Origin of the sequence: Pseudomonas sp. PvP028 (assembly GCF_017832255.1) — a bacterium.
In the GTDB taxonomy this organism is placed as follows: domain Bacteria; phylum Pseudomonadota; class Gammaproteobacteria; order Pseudomonadales; family Pseudomonadaceae; genus Aquipseudomonas; species Aquipseudomonas syringae.
Genome location: NZ_JAFIBL010000001.1, coordinates 4,546,114 through 4,564,772 on the forward strand (window position 1 = coordinate 4,546,114; position 18,659 = coordinate 4,564,772).

At 59.0% G+C, this 18,659-nt stretch carries 14 protein-coding genes; 9 read left to right on the top strand and 5 right to left on the bottom strand.

All coding sequences use genetic code 11. The features are described from left to right. Position 1 precedes the first annotated feature (1 nt). The 3 genes from nfuA to JOE34_RS19425 form a co-directional block, all read right to left on the bottom strand. Entirely contained in the window at positions 2-595 is a 594-nt protein-coding gene (gene nfuA / locus JOE34_RS19415) for a Fe-S biogenesis protein NfuA (RefSeq protein WP_002553665.1), read from the bottom strand. A gap of 70 nt (positions 596-665) precedes the next feature. After that, positions 666-1,688, bottom strand: a complete 1,023-nt coding sequence (locus tag JOE34_RS19420) for an acyltransferase (RefSeq protein ID WP_032661608.1) — start codon at positions 1,686-1,688, stop codon at positions 666-668. 180 nt (positions 1,689-1,868) lie between these two features. Further along, the gene (locus tag JOE34_RS19425; RefSeq protein ID WP_174518694.1) at positions 1,869-4,001 is read right to left on the bottom strand and encodes a fatty acid cis/trans isomerase; all 2,133 of its coding nucleotides are present in this window, start codon (positions 3,999-4,001) and stop codon (positions 1,869-1,871) included. Between the two features lie 337 nt (positions 4,002-4,338). Here JOE34_RS19425 and metH point away from each other — a divergent pair, with 337 nt between their 5' ends. From metH to JOE34_RS19440, 3 genes are all read left to right on the top strand, one after another. Continuing rightward, positions 4,339-8,058, top strand: coding sequence for a methionine synthase (gene metH / locus JOE34_RS19430; protein ID WP_046265925.1), 3,720 nt, complete (start codon positions 4,339-4,341; stop codon positions 8,056-8,058). A gap of 568 nt (positions 8,059-8,626) precedes the next feature. Beyond that, complete coding sequence (locus tag JOE34_RS19435; RefSeq protein ID WP_003410272.1) at positions 8,627-10,285, top strand: nitrite/sulfite reductase; 1,659 nt, start codon at positions 8,627-8,629, stop codon at positions 10,283-10,285. Next, positions 10,269-10,763, top strand: coding sequence for a DUF934 domain-containing protein (locus JOE34_RS19440; protein WP_003410270.1), 495 nt, complete (start codon positions 10,269-10,271; stop codon positions 10,761-10,763). Before JOE34_RS19435 ends, JOE34_RS19440 begins: the two co-directional genes overlap by 17 nt. Before the next feature lie 550 nt (positions 10,764-11,313). Here the strand turns inward: JOE34_RS19440 and sohB are convergent. Next, positions 11,314-12,336, bottom strand: coding sequence for a protease SohB (gene sohB / locus JOE34_RS19445; RefSeq protein ID WP_044312872.1), 1,023 nt, complete (start codon positions 12,334-12,336; stop codon positions 11,314-11,316). Between the two features lie 205 nt (positions 12,337-12,541). On the opposite strand from sohB, the gene JOE34_RS19450 reads away from it, so the two are divergent. The 6 genes from JOE34_RS19450 (at position 12,542) to JOE34_RS19475 (ending at position 17,821) form a co-directional block, all read left to right on the top strand. Then, positions 12,542-13,252, top strand: coding sequence for a histidine phosphatase family protein (locus JOE34_RS19450; protein WP_046266466.1), 711 nt, complete (start codon positions 12,542-12,544; stop codon positions 13,250-13,252). Positions 13,253-13,307: 55 nt separating this feature from the next. Continuing rightward, the gene (locus JOE34_RS19455) at positions 13,308-13,625 is read left to right on the top strand and encodes an SCP2 sterol-binding domain-containing protein (RefSeq protein ID WP_003348992.1); all 318 of its coding nucleotides are present in this window, start codon (positions 13,308-13,310) and stop codon (positions 13,623-13,625) included. 212 nt (positions 13,626-13,837) lie between these two features. Beyond that, a complete protein-coding gene (locus JOE34_RS19460; RefSeq protein WP_046266467.1) occupies positions 13,838-14,905 on the top strand; it encodes a phosphotransferase family protein in 1,068 nt (355 codons plus the stop codon). 27 nt (positions 14,906-14,932) lie between these two features. Next, positions 14,933-15,700 carry an SDR family oxidoreductase gene (locus JOE34_RS19465; protein ID WP_046266468.1) on the top strand — a complete coding sequence of 256 codons (768 nt, stop codon included), beginning with the start codon at positions 14,933-14,935 and terminating at the stop codon, positions 15,698-15,700. Positions 15,701-15,800: 100 nt separating this feature from the next. Next, on the top strand, positions 15,801-16,949 hold the full coding sequence (locus JOE34_RS19470) for a Gfo/Idh/MocA family oxidoreductase (RefSeq protein WP_046266469.1): 1,149 nt from the start codon (positions 15,801-15,803) through the stop codon (positions 16,947-16,949). Positions 16,950-17,041: 92 nt separating this feature from the next. After that, a complete protein-coding gene (locus tag JOE34_RS19475; protein WP_003410257.1) occupies positions 17,042-17,821 on the top strand; it encodes a TSUP family transporter in 780 nt (259 codons plus the stop codon). On the opposite strand, the gene nudC is transcribed toward JOE34_RS19475, so the two are convergent. Continuing rightward, entirely contained in the window at positions 17,789-18,625 is an 837-nt protein-coding gene (nudC, locus tag JOE34_RS19480) for an NAD(+) diphosphatase (RefSeq protein ID WP_004404749.1), read from the bottom strand. The two genes, JOE34_RS19475 and nudC, sit on opposite strands and share 33 nt — an antisense overlap. Between the last annotated feature and the right edge of the window lie 34 nt (positions 18,626-18,659).

The window sequence follows — 18,659 nt, forward strand, 5'->3', positions numbered from 1 at the left end:
CTTAGTAGTAGGCGTTTTCTTTCTGCGTATGGTCGGTAACATCGCGAACGCCCGACAACTCGGGAATACGCTCAAGCAGCGTGCGCTCGATACCTTCCTTCAGCGTGACATCTGCCTGACCACAGCCCTGGCAACCGCCACCGAACTGCAGGACGGCGATGTTCTTCGCCTCTTCCTCGACCACATCGATCAGCGTGACCTGACCGCCATGGCTAGCGAGGCCAGGATTGATCTCGGTTTGCAGGTAGTAATTGATGCGCTCGTTGATCGGGCTGTCGGCATTAACCATCGGCACTTTGGCGTTCGGTGCCTTGATGGTCAGCTGGCCGCCCATCCGGTCGGTGGCGTAGTCGACCACTGCATCGTCCAGAAAGGCCTCGCTGAAGCCGTCGATCCAGGCCGTGAAGCTCTTCAGGCCGATGGCTTTGTCTTCCGGTTTCTCTTCACCCGGCTTGCAGTAGGCAATGCAGGTTTCGGCGTACTGAGTGCCGGGCTGGGTGATAAATACGCGGATGCCTATGCCCGGGGTATTCTGCTTTTCCAGCAGATCGGCCAGATAATCGTGGGCGGCATCGGTAATAGTGATAGCGGTCATGAAAATTCCTCGCAGACGTGCGTGCAGTTTACGCCAATCGGCCGCTTCACACAAAGTCCCAGTATTTTTGTCAGGTTAATGCTTGCGCCTGACTGACCGCCCTGCGCGCATCCAGCCAGGCTTTCATCCGGCGGTAGAGGCCCTTCTCGACCCACTCATAACTGACCCAGGCACCGATGGCGATGATCGGCACGCAGAAGGCGAAGACCACATAGGGATTGAGACCAAAGCGCTGCGCCATCAGCAAGCCACCGTACAGCACCAGAACGTGCAGCAGGTACACCGAATACGAGCAGTCACCCAGCACCTTGAGCAGGCGATTGCCTTGGAAATACGGTTCCAGCGAGATGCACGACAACACGATCAAGGCACTCGGCAGGCCCCAGTTGAGCAGGCGCTGCTCGTTGGTCAGGTTATTAATTGCATACAGCCCCACCGCAATGCCTGCCAGCGGCAGCCATAGCGCCTGTTTGATCAAGCCCCTGCGATAGAGGATGCCGATACCGATCCCCAGCAGGAATTCGTAAATGATGTCGTTGCCGTAGAAGCGGCTGATCAGCCCGGCGCGAGCCAGAACCTCACTGACCGCAAACAGCGCTGCGGCAATGATCAACGGCCGGTGGCGCTGCTTGAAGAGGAATACCATCGAAAACAGCAGGTAGAAGAACATCTCGTAGTTCAGCGTCCAGCCAACGTTGAGCGTCGGGTAGAGACCGTAACCACCGGGGTTTTCGGAAGGAATGAACACCAGTGACAAGAGAAAATTCTGCCAGCCGATGACTTGGTGCGGGAGCATCGGCGCTGCCATCAGCAGCAACAACGCCATGGCGGCGGTGTATAGCCAATAGGCCGGAACGATGCGAATCAGGCGATGCAGAATGAAGCGCCGTGCCGGCATGTCGCTGTTCTGCGTAGACAAAAAGATCACCAGACCGCTGATGACGAAGAAGATATCGACGCCGACCGCGCCCTTTGACACAAAGAACTGCCCTACCGGGCCGCTGGCCTTGAAATCGAAAAAAATCTGCATGAAGTGATGACACACCACGACCCACGCTGCGAACGCCCGTAGGGCCTGAACTGAAATCAACATCACGAAAAACCTCTACTTCCTGACTTTCAATCATGGGCCGCTGAATAAACCGGCCTATGACGCGCACCATTTCGGACCACCTTTTTGAAAAAAAGATCGCGCAAGATACATTTCGTTCAGGAAGTAAAGATGGCCGCAGGCCATGTTACACAAGGGCCTGCGGCGTGAAGCCCCCGTTTTTCAGAGGTTCTCGTAGCGATTCATGTCCAGCACACCGGCTTCGCGCGGTTCAGTTTCCTGAACGTAGCGATTCAGATCGTGGAAGTAGCTCCAGAACAGCGGATGAGTACGGCGGATGCCCCAATGCCGGACGATCTGTTCGAAACTCGCCTGATCCTTGCTCTGCTGCATGGCATCGACAAAGGCCGGCACCTGTGCGACTGGAATGTTGAAAATGAAATTCGGGTAACTGCTGAGCACGCCCGGGTAGACAGTCAATGTGTCCAGGCCCGGAATATAGCGGTACGACTCGCCCAGCAGAAACGCGACATTACTGTGCGCGCGGTTGCGCAGCATGCTGTAGATCACGCGCTTGCCATTGCTGCCCTCAATCCGCAGCATGCTCGCTTCCGGCAACTGATCGATGACCTTCAGACCCGCCGCAGGACGCGACGTCAATCGGCTCAGCGCCTGTTCTGCCTGAGCGAAGCTGCTGTCGAGGCCAGGCCGCGAGCAATACGCCCCGGTGCAGCGGTTGATCGGGTCAGGTGCAGCATTCAATGTGCCGAAGCGCTCAATCAGCCTGGACGCAAAGTCACGCTGCGCGGCCTTTTCATCGAGCTTGATGCCCGTCGGCGTATCGTCGTCGATCTTCTGGTAATCCAGCCACATCTTGATTTTGCCGCCCTCCTGATAAAGATCACTGAGCATGTCTTCACGCAGGTCGGCAGGCATCAGGCGCAGGAAGTTGATCTCGGCGCCATTGCGGATCAAGTCGAAATACAGTCGCGTCTGGGCCTGATGTGCAACATTGCCATAGACGTCGAAGTTCACCGCCAGCTGGTAATAGGTACGCTCCAGCAACGGGTAATCGAACAGCCACATGGAGTGCGGCACGTCACCAATCAGGCCTTTATTGACCGACGCACTGTCGAAATGGCGGAAAACGGTCAGCAAGGCATTGTCATTGCCTGCCCACAGCGTGCTCCAGCCCGGCGCAGGCATTTTCGCGTAACTGTCGCGGCGCAGGTCTTCATACTCATTGCGTCGGTCGCGGTAGGACAGCCACAGGCTCAGCACGCTGCCCACGTCATCGTTCTGCCCCGGCATGGCCAGCAATGGCGTGGCCTCCCCGCGATACGTCGCATCGGTGATGTAACGATCATGGGACGGGTCCTGAAACAGCACCCAGAACTGATCGCGAATCACGTCTGTGGCGATCTGCCCGCGACAGACCGGCCCGCGAATGAACGTGCGGACGAAATATTCGGCGTTGTCGAGCATGAATTGATAACGCGCCGCTGCCGGGATGGCTTCGAAGGTCAGAAACGGATTGGCACGATGGCCAGGGCCGTAGCCCGGCAATGCGCTGACTTTCCAGTCGGCCCCGTAGAACAGCTGCCTGACCCGCGCCAGCTTCTGCGGGCTCATGGCGTAGGTAATGTGGGTCTTGTGAACGATCACTCCTTGCACGGGGATCAGCCGGTAATAGAAGTCGCTGCCCGGATCGTCGTCGGGACGACGGGTCGCGATCAGGTCCACAGGTTTACCGCTTGGAGTTCGCGAGCGCACCCACTGGAAGAAGTGCCCCGCCTCACCGCCTTCGAAATAGATGTGCGCCAGGAACAGGTGTTCGAACAGCCAGCGACCGACCAGCGCCTGATTCGCCCCAGGTTCGTTGAGCTGCGCCTCCCAGGCATTGATCTGCGCCGCCTCGGTGACACTCGGGGTAATGGCCTGCTGCTCGACCGGCGCACCGGCGGCCAGCCAGCGCCGCAGGGTCTGGTATTCGGCATCGGTCAGGCCGGCGACCGCCAGCGGCATGCCCTGCTGCGCGTGGGCAGCCGCATAAGCAGTGAATTCGCCGGGCAGCGGGCAGACGTTTTCGCGATTGATGCCCAGCGCGATGTCATCCGGAATCTTGCTGTTGGCTGGCAAGGGTGCGCTGCGCCCCAGGTCAAGCATGCGCGTCATCAATGCCGCCTGGCTGCCCTGAGCTTCCAATACTGAGTAGAAACCCTTGCCGCGCCACGCGTCGGTGTCACGCGCATCATAAAACAGGCGCGTCGGCGCAACCGCCTCGCTGCGTTCGCCCTGATAGACCGAGACCTTGCTGGCACCACGGCTGACGCCTTCCCCGCTGCCCAGGTTCAGCTGGCACGGAGCGTCATTGCAGGCGTGGCAGGCAACGCACTTCTCGGTGAGGATCGGCTGGATGTCCTTTACATAGGAAATCGCCGGGGATGCCGGTGTGACGGGGGGTGCAGGAGTCTGGGCCTGGACAGCACAGCAGATAAAAAGCAAGGCGACGCTTGCCAACAAACGGTGCTGCATATGCCATGGGCTCTGATATTAAAATGGCACGATTCTACAAGGGCATCACCCGCTCCAACATGAATGATTTTCATGCAAAAGGCGCAACACCACCAAAACCGTTCCGGTTTGCTATCATCCCGTTCTTTAAAGAATCGACCTTCTCAAGGTAGCCCCCATGTCTGACCGCAGCGCCCGCCATCAAGCCTTTCTCACTGCTCTGAAACAGAGGATCCTGATCCTTGATGGCGGCATGGGCACCATGATCCAGAGCTACAGGCTCGAAGAACAGGATTATCGCGGCAAACGTTTCGCCGACTGGCCAAGCGATGTCAAAGGCAACAACGACCTGTTGATCCTGACCCGCCCTGATGTGATCGGCGCCATTGAGAAGGCTTATCTGGATGCCGGCGCCGACATCCTTGAAACCAACACATTCAACGCCACCCAGGTGTCCCAGGCCGATTACGGCATGGAATCGATCGTCTACGAGCTGAACGTCGAAGGCGCACGCCTGGCACGCAAAGTCGCAGACGCCAAGACACTGGAAACCCCGGACAAGCCGCGCTTCGTGGCCGGCGTGCTGGGCCCTACAAGCCGCACCTGCTCGCTGTCGCCGGACGTCAACAACCCCGGCTATCGTAATGTGACCTTCGACGAACTGGTCGAGAACTACACCGAAGCGACCAAGGGGCTGATCGAAGGCGGTGCCGACCTGATCCTCATCGAGACCATTTTCGACACACTCAATGCCAAGGCGGCGATCTTTGCCGTGCAGGGTGTATTCGAAGAAGTGGGCTTCGAGTTGCCGATCATGATCTCCGGGACCATCACCGATGCCTCGGGGCGCACCCTGTCCGGCCAGACCACCGAAGCGTTCTGGAACTCGATCAGCCATGCCAAACCGATCTCGGTCGGCCTGAACTGCGCACTGGGCGCCAGCGAGCTGCGCCCTTACCTGCAAGAGCTGGCCAATAAAGCCAACACCCATGTGTCCGCGCACCCCAACGCTGGCTTGCCGAATGCATTTGGCGAATACGACGAACTGCCGAGCCAGACGGCAAAGATCATCGAAGAATTCGCCCAGAGCGGCTTCCTGAACATCGTCGGCGGCTGCTGCGGTACCACCCCGGCGCACATCAAGGCGATTGCCGAGGCGGTTTCGGGTTACGCGCCGCGGGAAATTCCGGACATCCCCAAGGCCTGCCGCCTCTCAGGCCTCGAACCATTCACCATCGATCGCCAGTCGCTGTTCGTCAACGTCGGCGAGCGTACCAACATCACCGGCTCCGCCCGCTTTGCCCGCCTGATCCGTGAAGACAATTACACCGAAGCCCTGGAAGTTGCCCTGCAGCAGGTCGAAGCCGGCGCCCAGGTGATCGATATCAACATGGACGAAGGGATGCTCGACTCGAAGAAGGCCATGGTGACCTTCCTCAACCTGATCGCAGGCGAGCCGGACATCTCCCGCGTACCGATCATGATCGACTCTTCGAAGTGGGAAGTGATCGAGGCCGGCCTCAAGTGCATCCAGGGCAAGGGCATCGTCAACTCCATCAGCATGAAGGAAGGCGTCGAGCAGTTCATTCATCACGCGCGGCTGTGCAAACGATACGGCGCGGCCGTGGTAGTCATGGCCTTCGACGAACAGGGTCAGGCCGATACCGAGGCGCGCAAGAAGGAAATCTGCAAGCGCTCCTACGACATTCTGGTCAACGAAGTGGGCTTCCCGCCGGAAGACATCATCTTCGACCCGAACATCTTCGCCATCGCCACCGGCATCGAAGAGCACAACAACTACGCCGTGGACTTCATCAACGCCTGCGCCTACATCCGAGACGAGCTGCCGTATGCGCTGACCTCGGGTGGTGTGTCCAACGTGTCGTTCTCGTTCCGCGGCAACAACCCGGTGCGTGAAGCGATCCACTCGGTGTTCCTGCTGCATGCGATCCGCAATGGCCTGAGCATGGGCATCGTCAACGCCGGGCAGCTGGAAATCTACGACCAGATTCCCGCTGAACTGCGTGACTGTGTCGAAGACGTTGTGCTCAACCGCAATCCAGAGGGTACCGATGCGTTGCTGGCGATTGCCGACAAGTTCAAGGGTGATGGCAGCGTCAAGGAAGCCGAAACCGAAGAATGGCGCAGCTGGCCGGTCAATCAGCGTCTGGAACACGCGCTGGTCAAAGGCATCACCACGCACATCGTCCAGGACACCGAGGAGTCGCGTCTTGGATTCGCGCGGCCTATCGAAGTGATCGAGGGCCCGCTGATGGCGGGCATGAACGTGGTCGGCGACCTGTTTGGCGCAGGCAAGATGTTCCTGCCCCAGGTGGTCAAGTCCGCGCGCGTGATGAAGCAGGCAGTGGCGCACCTGATTCCGTTCATCGAGCTGGAAAAGGGCGACAAGCCCGAAGCCAAGGGCAAGATCCTGATGGCGACGGTCAAGGGCGACGTGCATGACATCGGCAAGAACATCGTCGGCGTGGTACTGGGCTGTAACGGCTACGACATCGTCGATCTGGGCGTGATGGTGCCTGCCGAAAAAATCCTGCAAGTGGCCCGCGACGAGAAATGCGACATCATCGGCCTGTCCGGCCTGATCACGCCGTCCCTGGACGAAATGGTGCATGTTGCACGGGAAATGCAGCGCCAGGACTTCCACCTGCCGCTGATGATCGGCGGCGCGACCACGTCCAAGGCGCATACGGCGGTGAAGATCGAGCCCAAATACAGCAATGACGCAGTGATCTACGTCACCGATGCTTCCCGAGCAGTCGGCGTCGCGACCCAGTTGCTGTCTAAAGAGCTGAAGCCGGCCTTCATTGAAAAAACCCGACTCGAATACATCGAAGTGCGTGAACGTACCTCGGCACGCAGCGCGCGCACCGAGCGCCTGAGCTACGTTGCTGCAGTGGCTAAAAAGCCGCAGTTCGACTGGGAAAACTACACCCCTGCCCAACCGACGTTCACTGGCACTCGGGTGCTGCAGGATATCGACCTGAACGTGCTGGCCGAGTACATCGACTGGACGCCGTTCTTCATTTCCTGGGACCTGGCTGGCAAATACCCGCGCATCCTCACCGATGAGGTGGTCGGTGAAGCGGCCACTGCGCTGTACGCCGACGCAACGCAGATGCTGCGCAAGCTGATCGACGAGAAGCTGATCAGCGCTCGCGCGGTATTCGGCTTCTGGCCGGCCAATCAGGTCAATGACGATGATCTGGAAGTCTATGGCGACGACGGCAAGCCGTTGGCCAGGCTGCATCACCTGCGCCAGCAGACCATCAAGCCCGACGGCAAGCCGAACTTCTCGCTGGCCGACTTCGTTGCACCCAAGGACAGTGGCCTGACCGACTACATCGGCGGCTTCATCACCACTGCCGGCATCGGCGCCGAGGAAGTCGCCAAGGCTTACCAGGACAACGGCGACGACTACAACTCGATCATGGTCAAGGCGCTTGCCGACCGTCTCGCCGAAGCCTGCGCCGAATGGCTGCACCAACAGGTGCGCAAGGAATACTGGGGTTATGCGCAGGACGAAGCGCTGGACAACGAGGCGCTGATCAAGGAGCAATACATGGGCATCCGCCCGGCACCCGGCTACCCGGCGTGCCCCGATCACACGGAAAAAGGCACTCTGTTCGCCCTGCTCGATCCGCTGCCGGAAGGCAGCGCCGAACACACCGCAGGCAAGAGCGGCGTATTCCTGACCGAGCACTACGCGATGTTCCCGGCTGCAGCGGTCAGCGGCTGGTATTTCGCCCATCCTCAGGCGCAGTACTTCGCGGTGGGCAAGGTCGACAAGGATCAGGTCGAGAGCTACACCGCTCGCAAGGGTCAGGACCTCAGCGTCACCGAACGCTGGCTGGCTCCGAACCTGGGCTACGACGAGTAACGTCTGACCAGTTATCTGCCGCCTGAGTGATCAGGCGGCAACATCGCTTTCAATGAAAATGGCGATGCTTCGCCAGAAGCCATGTTGAGCTTCGGCAGATCCTTTATCGACCCGTCATCGGCTGCTGGCCCAGAACATCGCGGCACCTACCGCCAGAATGACAATGAATAAAATGGCCCAGGTATCCACGGATCTGCCTGGCTTGGTTACTTTCGGGTGCTTGCTCATCGCATCGCCTCTTGTCGGTCTTGTGGGTGATTGCACATGACTGGAAGTATTCCGACACCTGTCTGGCATCGGTCAACGTTCAGTTAAGTCGAGTCTTGCCCACACGGCAAGCAGGGATATGAACAAGGGTCGTTTTGCTTATCGCTTTTAGTGATTTGCATATATATAAACATCACTTTTATCGATAACTGCAAACTGCTATCGTCGCCTTCGCTCCCCGGGGAGTGCGCGGCCGTGCGCGCAGAATTGACCAGATGAAGCAGGAAACAACGAGCAGCGGGCTTTTTCCAGACTGACGCCACTGCCCTGCTTCATGACGAAGCCTGAGAACAGGACCTATATGTACGTATACGACGATTACGATCAGAAGATCATCGAGGACCGCGTCAAGCAGTTCCGGGATCAGACCCGACGCTACCTGGCCGGGGAACTGAGCGAAGAAGAGTTTCGACCGTTGCGCCTGCAAAACGGTCTTTATGTTCAGCGCTTCGCGCCAATGTTGCGCGTCGCCGTGCCCTACGGTCAGCTGACCTCGCGCCAGGCGCGCATGATGGCGAAAATTGCGCGCGACTACGATAAAGGCTATGCGCACATCAGCACCCGCCAGAACGTACAGTTCAACTGGCCCGCGCTTGAAGATGTTCCCGATATTCTCGCTGAACTGGCGACCGTGCAGATGCACGCTATCCAGACCAGCGGCAACTGCCTGCGCAACGTCACCACCGACCAGTTTGCCGGTGTGGCCGCAGACGAACTGGTAGACCCGCGCCCATGGTGCGAGATCGTCCGCCAGTGGACTACGTTCCACCCTGAATTCGCTTACCTGCCGCGCAAGTTCAAGATTGCGATCAATGGTTCGACCAGTGACCGCGCAGCCATCGAAGTGCATGACATCGGCCTCGAGCCATTGCGCAACGAAGCGGGCGAGCTGGGCTTTCGCGTTCTGGTGGGCGGCGGCCTTGGCCGTACACCGGTCGTCGGTGCCTTCATCAATGAGTTCCTGCCGTGGCAGGACCTGCTGAGCTACCTCGACGCCATCCTGCGGGTCTACAACCGCTATGGCCGTCGCGACAACAAGTACAAGGCGCGAATCAAGATTCTGGTCAAGGCACTGACCCCTGAAGTGTTCGCCGCCAAGGTCGACGCTGAAATGGCTCACCTGCGTGGCGGTCAGACCACCCTGACCGAAGCCGAAGTGCAGCGCGTTTCCCGGCACTTCGTCGACCCGCAATACAAGGCACTCAGCGATCAGCACGCCGAACTGGCAGCGCTGGATGCTCAACATCCCGGCTTCGCTCGCTGGCGTCAACGCAATGTGCTGGCGCACAAGAAGCCTGGCTACATTGCCGTGACCCTGTCGCTCAAGCCAACTGGCGTCGCTCCTGGCGATGTGACCGACAAGCAACTGGACGCCATCGCCGACTTGGCCGATCGCTACAGCTTCGGTCAACTGCGCACCTCTCACGAGCAGAACATCATCCTTGCCGATGTCGAGCAGAGTGAGCTGTTCACCCTGTGGAACGAGCTGCGCGACAATGGTTTTGCCACACCGAACATTGGCCTTCTGACCGACATCATCTGCTGCCCGGGCGGTGATTTCTGCTCGCTGGCCAATGCCAAGTCGATCCCGATAGCCGAATCCATCCAGCGTCGTTTCGACGATCTGGACTACCTGTTCGATATCGGCGAGCTGGACCTGAATATCTCCGGCTGCATGAACGCCTGCGGCCACCACCATGTCGGCCATATCGGCGTGCTGGGCGTGGACAAGAAAGGTGAAGAGTTCTATCAGGTCTCGCTTGGCGGCAGCGCCAGCCGTGACGCGAGCCTGGGCAAGATTCTCGGCCCTTCCTTTGCGCAGGAGGCGATGCCTGACGTGATCGAGAAGCTGATCGACGTCTACGTTGAAAAACGGACCGAAGACGAGCGTTTCATCGACACCTACCAACGTATTGGCATTGACCCTTTCAAGGAGCGCGTCTATGCAGCGAATCATTAAGAACAACGAAGTCATCGATGAAACCTGGCATCTATTGCCCAAGGACACGACCTTTGACAGCCTGTCGAACTGCGACGACCTGATCGTGCCGCTGGCGCTGTGGCGCGAACACGCGCATTCGCTAAAGGCACGTGACGGTGGTCTGGGTGTGTGGCTGGACAGTGATGAGGAAGCCGAGGAAATCGGCGAGGATGTCGACCAGTTTCAGGTCATCGCCCTGAATTTTCCGGCCTTCACCGATGGTCGCAGTTTCTCGAATGCGCGCCTGTTGCGTGATCGTTATGGTTACAAAGGTGAGCTGCGTGCCATTGGTGACGTGTTGCGCGATCAGTTGTTCTATATGCGCCGCTGTGGCTTCGATGCGTTTGCAGTGCGTGCCGACAAGGACCCTTACGAGGCGCTGGAAGGTCTGAAGGACTTCTCGGTCACCTATCAGGCTGCGACCGACGAGCCGCTGCCGCTTTTCCGCCGCCGCTGATTCAGGCCCCTTTGGATTTGGCTGAAGGCACGGCTCAAGAAATGATGACTATTGTTCCCATGCTCCGCGTGGGAATGCCGTTCGTGACGCTCTGCGTCACACGGCGATTCTGCGATGTCAGGTGGATTGGCGTTCGGCTCAAGTCACCTTTTCGCCCCTCGGCGACTCACTTTGAGGGACCAAAGTGAGCAAAGTCCCAGCTCCGTTTCCGGCCCGACTTCGTCGAGTTCCTTCGCCCTGTCACTGATCCGGGGGTCGCCGCAACGGGCCATCCATGGCCCGGTGCGGCTAGCCTGGCGTCCTGCCAGGCTACCCCCGGATCAGCGCCAGGACTCAGCCGTCACTTACGTCGCACTCTGCGTCGTCAGGGCCATCGCGGTTGAAAAGCACTTTAGAGCAATTTGGATTTGGCTAAAGGCACGGTTCTGAAACTGATGACTATCGTTCCCATGCTCGCGTGGGAATGCAGTTCGTGACGCTCCGCGTCACACAGCGGTTCTGGGATGTCAGGTTGATTGAGGCTCGACTCAAGTCAGCTTTTCACTCACATCTACCAGAACCGCTGCTGGGTCAAACGTCCCCACCACTTGGTGGCCAGTTGATCCGCTGAGGTCGCTGCCGCCATGCCCATGCGCTCTTGCAGGCTCTTGCGTTGCACGTAGTGCAGGTGGAACACGTCTGCATCCTTGGCCCGCTCAGCCAGGTACTCGTCACTGGTCTTGAGTTCATCGACCAGCAGTTTGTCGACCGCTGCCATGCCGAGCCATACCTCGCCGGTCGCCACTTCGTCGATGGACAATTGCGGGCGGTAGCTGGCAACGAAGTTCTTGAACAGGTCGTGGGTGATGTCCAGGTCCTGCTGGAATTTCTCGCGGCCCTTTTCGGTGTTTTCGCCAAACACGGTCAGGGTGCGCTTGTATTCACCTGCGGTCAGCACTTCGAAATCGATGTCGTGCTTTTTCAGCAAGCGATTGACGTTGGGCAGCTGTGCCACCACGCCAATGGACCCGAGGATGGCGAACGGTGCGCTGATGATCTTGTTGCCGATGCACGCCATCATATAGCCGCCGCTCGCAGCGACCTTGTCGATGCATACGGTCAGCGGGATGCCCGCCTGACGGATGCGCGCCAGTTGCGAGGAAGCCAAGCCGTAGCTGTGGACCATACCGCCGCCGCTTTCCAGGCGCAGCACCACTTCATCCCTGTCGGTGGCCAGGGTCAGCAGCGCGGTGATTTCATGACGCATGCTTTCAGTGGCCGAGGCCTTGATGTCACCGTCGAAATCCAGCACGTAGACACGGGCCTTGGGCTCGCCCTGCTTTTTCTCTTTTTTCAGCGCCTTGCCTTGCTCCTTGCGCAGCGTCTTCAGGCGCTCTTTATCCAGCAATGACTGCTCAAGGCGTTCGCGCAGGCCTTTATAGAAGTCATTGAGCCGGGTGACCTGCAATTGCCCGGACGACTTGCGTCGGCCCTTGCCGCGCATGGACGCAATGGCAACCAGCACCACAATGATGGCGATCACCAGCGTCACGGTCTTGGCCAGAAAACTTGCGTAATCGACAACGAAATCCACGAATATCCCTCATTAGTGTCAGGCCCTTACCAATCAAGGGCTGTGATGAATGCAGCATACCGACGCCCTGTGCGGCGCACCAGCCAATGACCCGTTACAAACCATTAAAACGATGATTTCAAACGAGCGTATGTTTTTTCATTGACAGTCCCCCGGCATCCCTCATAACCTCGGAGGACCTTCGGCGTACCGAGAAGAAACGGACGTGGGCAGCATCTACCTGATACGACATGGCCAGGCCTCATTTGGTGCAGAGAATTACGACGTTCTGTCGCCCGTGGGGATTCGTCAGTCTCAAGTGCTGGGCGCCTACCTTGCCGAGCTGGGCCTGAGCTTCGATCGCTGTGTGTCCGGCGAGCTCATGCGCCAGAAAGACACAGCCCAGCATGTGCTGGGCCAGTACACCGAGGCAGGCCTCGATACGCCTGATGTGCAACTGGACAGCGCGTTCGATGAATTCGATGCCGAAGGTGTGATCAGGGCGTTGATACCGGCGATGCTCGAAGAGGAACCACAAGCGCTGGATATTCTGCGCGATGCCGCCGCAAACCCTGCAGGGTTCCAGCGCCTGTTCAACCTGATTACCAGGCGCTGGCTGAGTGGCAACCACGACACACCGGGGCTGCAAAGCTGGCAGTCGTTCGTGACGCGCGTTGAAGCAGGCCTGAAGCGGATTCTCCAGGCTGCCGGCCCGCATGAGCGTATCGCGGTATTCACCTCCGGCGGCACCATTACCGCCCTGCTACATCTTATTACCGGAATGCCTGCATCAAAGGCGCTGGAGCTTCACTGGCACATCGTCAACACGTCGTTGCACCAGCTTAAATTCAAAGGCAACGACGTGACCCTGGCTTCCTTCAACGGTTACACACATTTGCAACTGCTGAAGGCGCCGGAGCTCATCACCTATCGCTGAGCCCGGCCAATCGCGTCCTGTCGGACGCTGGCACTCACTCTAAAAGGATCACCCCATGACCTCAGTAGCAGACGCTGTACAGACCATGAAAAACAAGTTCAACCCAGCTGCTGCTGCCGGTCTGGACCTGGTCTTCGGCTTCAACATCACCGACGAAGACAAGCATTACGCCCTGATCGTCAAGGACAGCACCTGCGAACTGCAGGAAGGCGAAAACCCGGACGCCAACGTGACCCTGGTCATGGACAGCCAGACCCTCAAGGGCATCGTCAGCGGCGAGACCGACGGCATGCAGGCGTTCATGGGTGGCAAGCTGCGTGCCGAAGGCGACATGATGCTGGCCATGAAGCTCAGCGAACTGTTCCCGGTATAAACCTGGCGCGCAGCAGACTGTACTACCTGAAAACCGAAGCCCTGCCGGCTTCGGTTTTTTATGCGCGCACCTTTCTGTAAAAAAGCAATCAGAGCCACTGATTGCCCGGCAACACGCTAGCCTATAAAGCGGTCATATGCTTGATCGTGGATTGGACGATCATTAGATTAGTCAATAGTTTGCGCTGACCAAAATAAACACAAGGGATACGTATGGCACTGACTGACCAGTCCACCGAGATTCGCAACGGCGAAGAACTGGACGCCTCCCTGATCGATGCGTACCTGAAGGCGCACGTGCCGGATCTTCACGGCACACCGACGATCAGTCAGTTTCCGGGCGGCGCATCGAACCTGACCTATCTGCTTCAGTACCCTGAGCGGGAACTGGTACTGCGTCGTCCACCTTTCGGACACAAGGCGCGCTCAGCCCATGACATGGGTCGCGAATACCGCATTCTCAATCAGCTCAAGGAAGCCTTTCCCTACTGTCCCGAGGCGTATCTGCACTGCACGGACGAGTCACTGATCGGCTCGGAGTTCTACGTCATGCAGCGCGTCAAGGGGATCATCCTGCGCTCTGACCTGCCGTCGGAACTGGCGCTGGATGCAACACAGACCGAACAGCTGTGCAAAAACTTTATCGACAAGATGGTGGACTTGCATCGCGTCGATTATCAGGCCTGTGGCCTGGGTGACCTCGGCAAGCCGCAAGGCTATGTACAACGGCAGATTTCCGGCTGGTCCGAACGCTATGAAAAAGCACTGACCCCGGACGCTCCAGCGTGGGAGCAGATCAAGCGCTGGCTGGTAGACAAAATGCCTGCCGACTCGCCCACCTCGAGCATCGTGCACAACGACTACCGTTTCGACAATGTGATCCTCGACCCGGCCAACCCGATGCAGATCATCGGCGTGCTGGACTGGGAGTTGACTACGCTCGGCGATCCGCTCATGGACCTGGGCAACACCCTCGCCTACTGGGTACAGGCCGACGATCCAGCCCCGGTTCAATTGATGCGCCGCCAGCCGAGCAATGCGCCGGGGATGCTGACCCGCCAGGCATTTGTCGACTATTACGCCGAGCGCGCTGGCGTGCGCATAGACAATTTCGATTTCTACTACACCTATGGCCTGTTCCGTCTGGCCGGTATCGTGCAACAGATCTACTACCGGTTTTTTCACGGCCAGACTCAGGACAAACGCTTTGCCCAATTCATTCATATGAACAGGTTGCTGGAGCAGATGAGCCTGAGCGTGATCGAAAAATCCAGCCTCTGACCGCCAGCGCCAAGACAAGGAAATGACATGTCCAGAACCCAGCTCTTCGACCTTGATGGCAAGGTTGCATTCGTTTCAGGTGCCAGCCGAGGAATCGGTGAAGCCATTGCTCGGCTGCTGGCCCAGCAAGGCGCGCACGTTATCGTCTCAAGTCGCAGGCTCGAGGGTTGCCAGGCGGTGGCGGACGCCATCGTCAGCGACGGTGGCAAGGCAACAGCCATTGCCTGCCACATCGGTGAGCTGGAACAGATAAGCAGTGCATTCGCGCAGATTCGCCAACAGTTCGGGCGCCTGGATGTATTGGTCAACAACGCCGCCACCAACCCGCAGTTCTGCAACGTGCTGGACACCGATCCCGGCGCCTTTCAGAAGACCATCGACGTCAACATTCGCGGCTACTTTTTCATGTCCGTCGAAGCCGGCAAGCTGATGCGCGAAAACGGCGGCGGCAGCATCATCAACGTGGCGTCCATCAACGCGGTATCGCCGGGCGCCTATCAAGGCGTCTATTCGATGACTAAAGCAGCCGTGGTCAACATGACCAAGGTGTTTGCCAAGGAGTGCGCTGAGTTTGGTATTCGCTGCAACGCCCTGCTTCCCGGTTTGACCGACACCAAGTTCGCATCGGCACTGGTCAAGAACGACGCGATCCTCAATATGGCGCTGTCGCAAATCCCGCTGAAACGTGTTGCCGCTCCCAGCGAGATGGCCGGCGCGGTGCTTTACCTGGCCAGTGAGGCCTCCAGCTATACCACCGGTGTGGCGCTGAACGTCGACGGCGGCTTCTTATGCTGAAGGCTCACGCGACTGGCAAAAAGAAATTGAATTAATTTTCCATTATTAAAATATATGGAATATATTTTCCGCATAACAACAATCCTTTCTGGAGAATGTCATGCGGGAATCCCTTTCCACATCACCTGCGCAATTGGGTATCGGACTGATCGGCACCGGTTTCATGGGCCGCGCCCATGCGTTGGCGTTCGGCAACGCCAACGCTGCGCTTGATCTGCCTGCACGCATCCGGCTTTCCGCGCTGGCGGACGCCGACAGTGCGCGCGCCGAGCAATGCGCAAGCGCCTGGGGGTTCGACCGCTGCCACGCTGACTGGCAGCAATTGATCGATGATCCGCACGTACAGATCGTGGCGATTACCACCCCCAATCACCTGCACTTCCCCATGGCAATGGCCGCCATCGCCGCAGGCAAGGCGGTGTACTGCGAAAAACCGCTGGCCGTGAATCTCGCCCAGGCCGATGAAATGCGCCGCAGTGCCAAGGCTGCGGGTGTCGTCACCCAGGTTGGCTACAACTACCAGCACAACCCGATGATCGGCCTTGCCAGGGAAATGATCGAAGCCGGCGAACTGGGCGAGATCGTCAGCTTTCAGGGCGAGTTCAGCGAGGATTTCATGGGTAATCCGGCGTCACCCTGGTCGTGGCGCTGTGAAGCGGCGCATGCGGGCGGTGCGCTGGCCGATCTGGGCAGCCACTTGCTGGCGATGGCGCGTCATTTGCTGGGCGACATCGAAGCAGTCTGCGCTGACTCCAGCACCGTACACCGTGAACGCCCGGTGAGCCTCGGCAGCCAGCAGATCCGCGCCATTGCAGTGGACGACCAGACCCACGCGCTACTGCGCTTTGCCAATGGTGCGCGCGGAACCTTCAGCAGCAGTTGGCTCAAACACGGCTACAAAAACCACCTGAGTTTCGAGATCAGCGGCACCAAGGGCACGCTGGCGTTCGATCAGGAGCGGCTCAACGAGCTGCGCCTCTATCGTACAGGCGCAGTCGGGCGCGATGGTTTTCAGCGTCTGCTGGCCGGCCCTGCACAACCGGGTTACGCCGCATTCTGCCCGGCTCCCGGCCACCAGCTGGGCTACAACGAGCTCAAGGCGCTCGAAGTACAAGCGCTCATCCAGGCCGTATGCGGTCAGCGCAGCCGTGGCCCGGACTTCGAGGAAGCGTGGCACATCGAGCGCCTGGCGACGGCCATTCGCGTGGCCGCTGCCGAGCAGCGCTGGGTCGCGCTCACCGACATCTGACTTCCTGCAAGCATTGCACAAGGGGTAGAATCCGCTACGTTCGGGCAGCCATCCTGCCCCTTTGCCGTCCTCGCCATAAGCCCTCTGCCACCATGCCTTTTGAACTCAGCGTCGACCTGACCACCCTCGCCATTCTTGCCGTGGTTGCTTTCATAGCGGGATTCATAGATGCCATCGCCGGTGGCGGCGGACTGCTGACCACCCCTGCGCTGATGACAGCCGGCCTGCCGCCGCATCTGGTGCTGGGCACCAACAAGCTCAGCTCGACCTTTGGTTCAGCGACGGCCAGTTTCACCTTCTACCGTCGCAAGCTGTTTGACCCAGGCCAATGGCTGCATGCAGTGGCCGGTACTGCAGTCGGTGCTGCGCTGGGCGCGGTGATCGCCCATTACCTGCCAGCCGAATGGCTGAACCAGATGTTGCCGGTGATTGTGTTCGGTTGCGGGCTGTACTTGTTGTTTGGTGGCACGCCCAAGGCGCCCCTGGACAGCAATGCGCCGATCAAGAAGAAATGGCAGCTGCCGCAAGGACTGGGACTGGGTTTCTACGACGGTGTTGCCGGGCCGGGTACCGGTGCCTTCTGGACAGTCAGTACCCTGCTGCTCTACCCGGTGGATCTGGTCAAGGCCAGCGGCGTGGCGCGCAGCATGAACTTCGTCAGCAATGCCGTGGCATTGTCGGTGTTCATCTTTTCTGGCCAGGTGGATTACATCATCGGCCTGAGCATGGGCCTTGCGGTGATGCTTGGTGCCTACTTCGGTGCAGGCACCGCGATCAAGGGCGGTGCCAAATTCATCCGCCCGGTGTTCATCACCGTGGTCCTGGGCCTGACCGTGCGCCTAGCCTGGCAGCACTGGTTCGGGGGCGCCTGAACGCTCGGCCAGGTACGCCTCGATAAGGTAACGGGCAATTGACCGATTGGCTGGTAACGGCGGCAGGTCATCGACATGAAACCAGCGTGCGTCTTCGATTTCTTCTGCCTGTGGCACAATTTCGCCGCTTTCGTATTCGGCATGGAACCCGAGCATCATCGAATGCGGAAACGGCCAGCACTGGCTGCCCCGGTACTTGAGGTTCTTGATGCGTACCTGCACCTCTTCCATCACCTCGCGGTGTACGCAGTCCTCAGCAGACTCACCCGGCTCCACAAACCCGGCCAGTGCGCTGTACATACCGGTGACGAAACGCGGTGAGCGGGCCAGCAGGATTTCATCACCCCGAGTAACCAGCACGATCATGCTCGGCGAAATACGCGGGTACAGCCGCAGGTTGTCATGTTCGCAGAACATCGCCCGCTCTCCGCGAATCTGCACGGTGGGACGACCGCAGGCACCGCAGAAACGGTGTTCCCTGGCCCATGTGCTGACTTGCGCGGCGTAGCCGAGCATCTGGAAAACAGCAAAATCACCGTCCAGCATGAACTGACGCAAACCCTGCCAGGCGCCACCCTCGACGCTAACCGAGCGTTCCAGCACCAGCAGGTAGACAGGCTCACCGTCGAAATAGCCGATGCCGTGCTCGCTCTGCACCGGCAGGTCCTGCGCAGCCAGCCAGCTTCTGGGGAACAGCACCCCGTTGGCATCCAGCAAAAAACCCTGATCCCCCTGAACCACAGCCAAACCGCCAGGGGCCTCGACATCCAGAACTGCAGTTGTCCAACGCTCCGGGCGCGACATGGGAAACTCCTTAGCTCAGACTCGAGCCTTGTCA

Excerpts from the sequence above, each read along its gene's own strand:
- metH (WP_046265925.1), top strand. The coding sequence starts at position 4,339 with ATGTCTGACCGCAGCGCCCGCCATCAAGCCTTTCTCACTGCTCTGAAA.
- JOE34_RS19440 (WP_003410270.1), top strand. The coding sequence starts at position 10,269 with ATGCAGCGAATCATTAAGAACAACGAAGTCATCGATGAAACCTGGCAT.
- JOE34_RS19475 (WP_003410257.1), top strand. The coding sequence starts at position 17,042 with ATGCCTTTTGAACTCAGCGTCGACCTGACCACCCTCGCCATTCTTGCC.
- JOE34_RS19455 (WP_003348992.1), top strand. The coding sequence starts at position 13,308 with ATGACCTCAGTAGCAGACGCTGTACAGACCATGAAAAACAAGTTCAAC.
- JOE34_RS19470 (WP_046266469.1), top strand. The coding sequence starts at position 15,801 with ATGCGGGAATCCCTTTCCACATCACCTGCGCAATTGGGTATCGGACTG.
- nfuA (WP_002553665.1), bottom strand. The coding sequence starts at position 595 with ATGACCGCTATCACTATTACCGATGCCGCCCACGATTATCTGGCCGAT.
- nudC (WP_004404749.1), bottom strand. The coding sequence starts at position 18,625 with ATGTCGCGCCCGGAGCGTTGGACAACTGCAGTTCTGGATGTCGAGGCC.
- JOE34_RS19465 (WP_046266468.1), top strand. The coding sequence starts at position 14,933 with ATGTCCAGAACCCAGCTCTTCGACCTTGATGGCAAGGTTGCATTCGTT.
- JOE34_RS19420 (WP_032661608.1), bottom strand. The coding sequence starts at position 1,688 with ATGTTGATTTCAGTTCAGGCCCTACGGGCGTTCGCAGCGTGGGTCGTG.
- JOE34_RS19460 (WP_046266467.1), top strand. The coding sequence starts at position 13,838 with ATGGCACTGACTGACCAGTCCACCGAGATTCGCAACGGCGAAGAACTG.
- JOE34_RS19435 (WP_003410272.1), top strand. The coding sequence starts at position 8,627 with ATGTACGTATACGACGATTACGATCAGAAGATCATCGAGGACCGCGTC.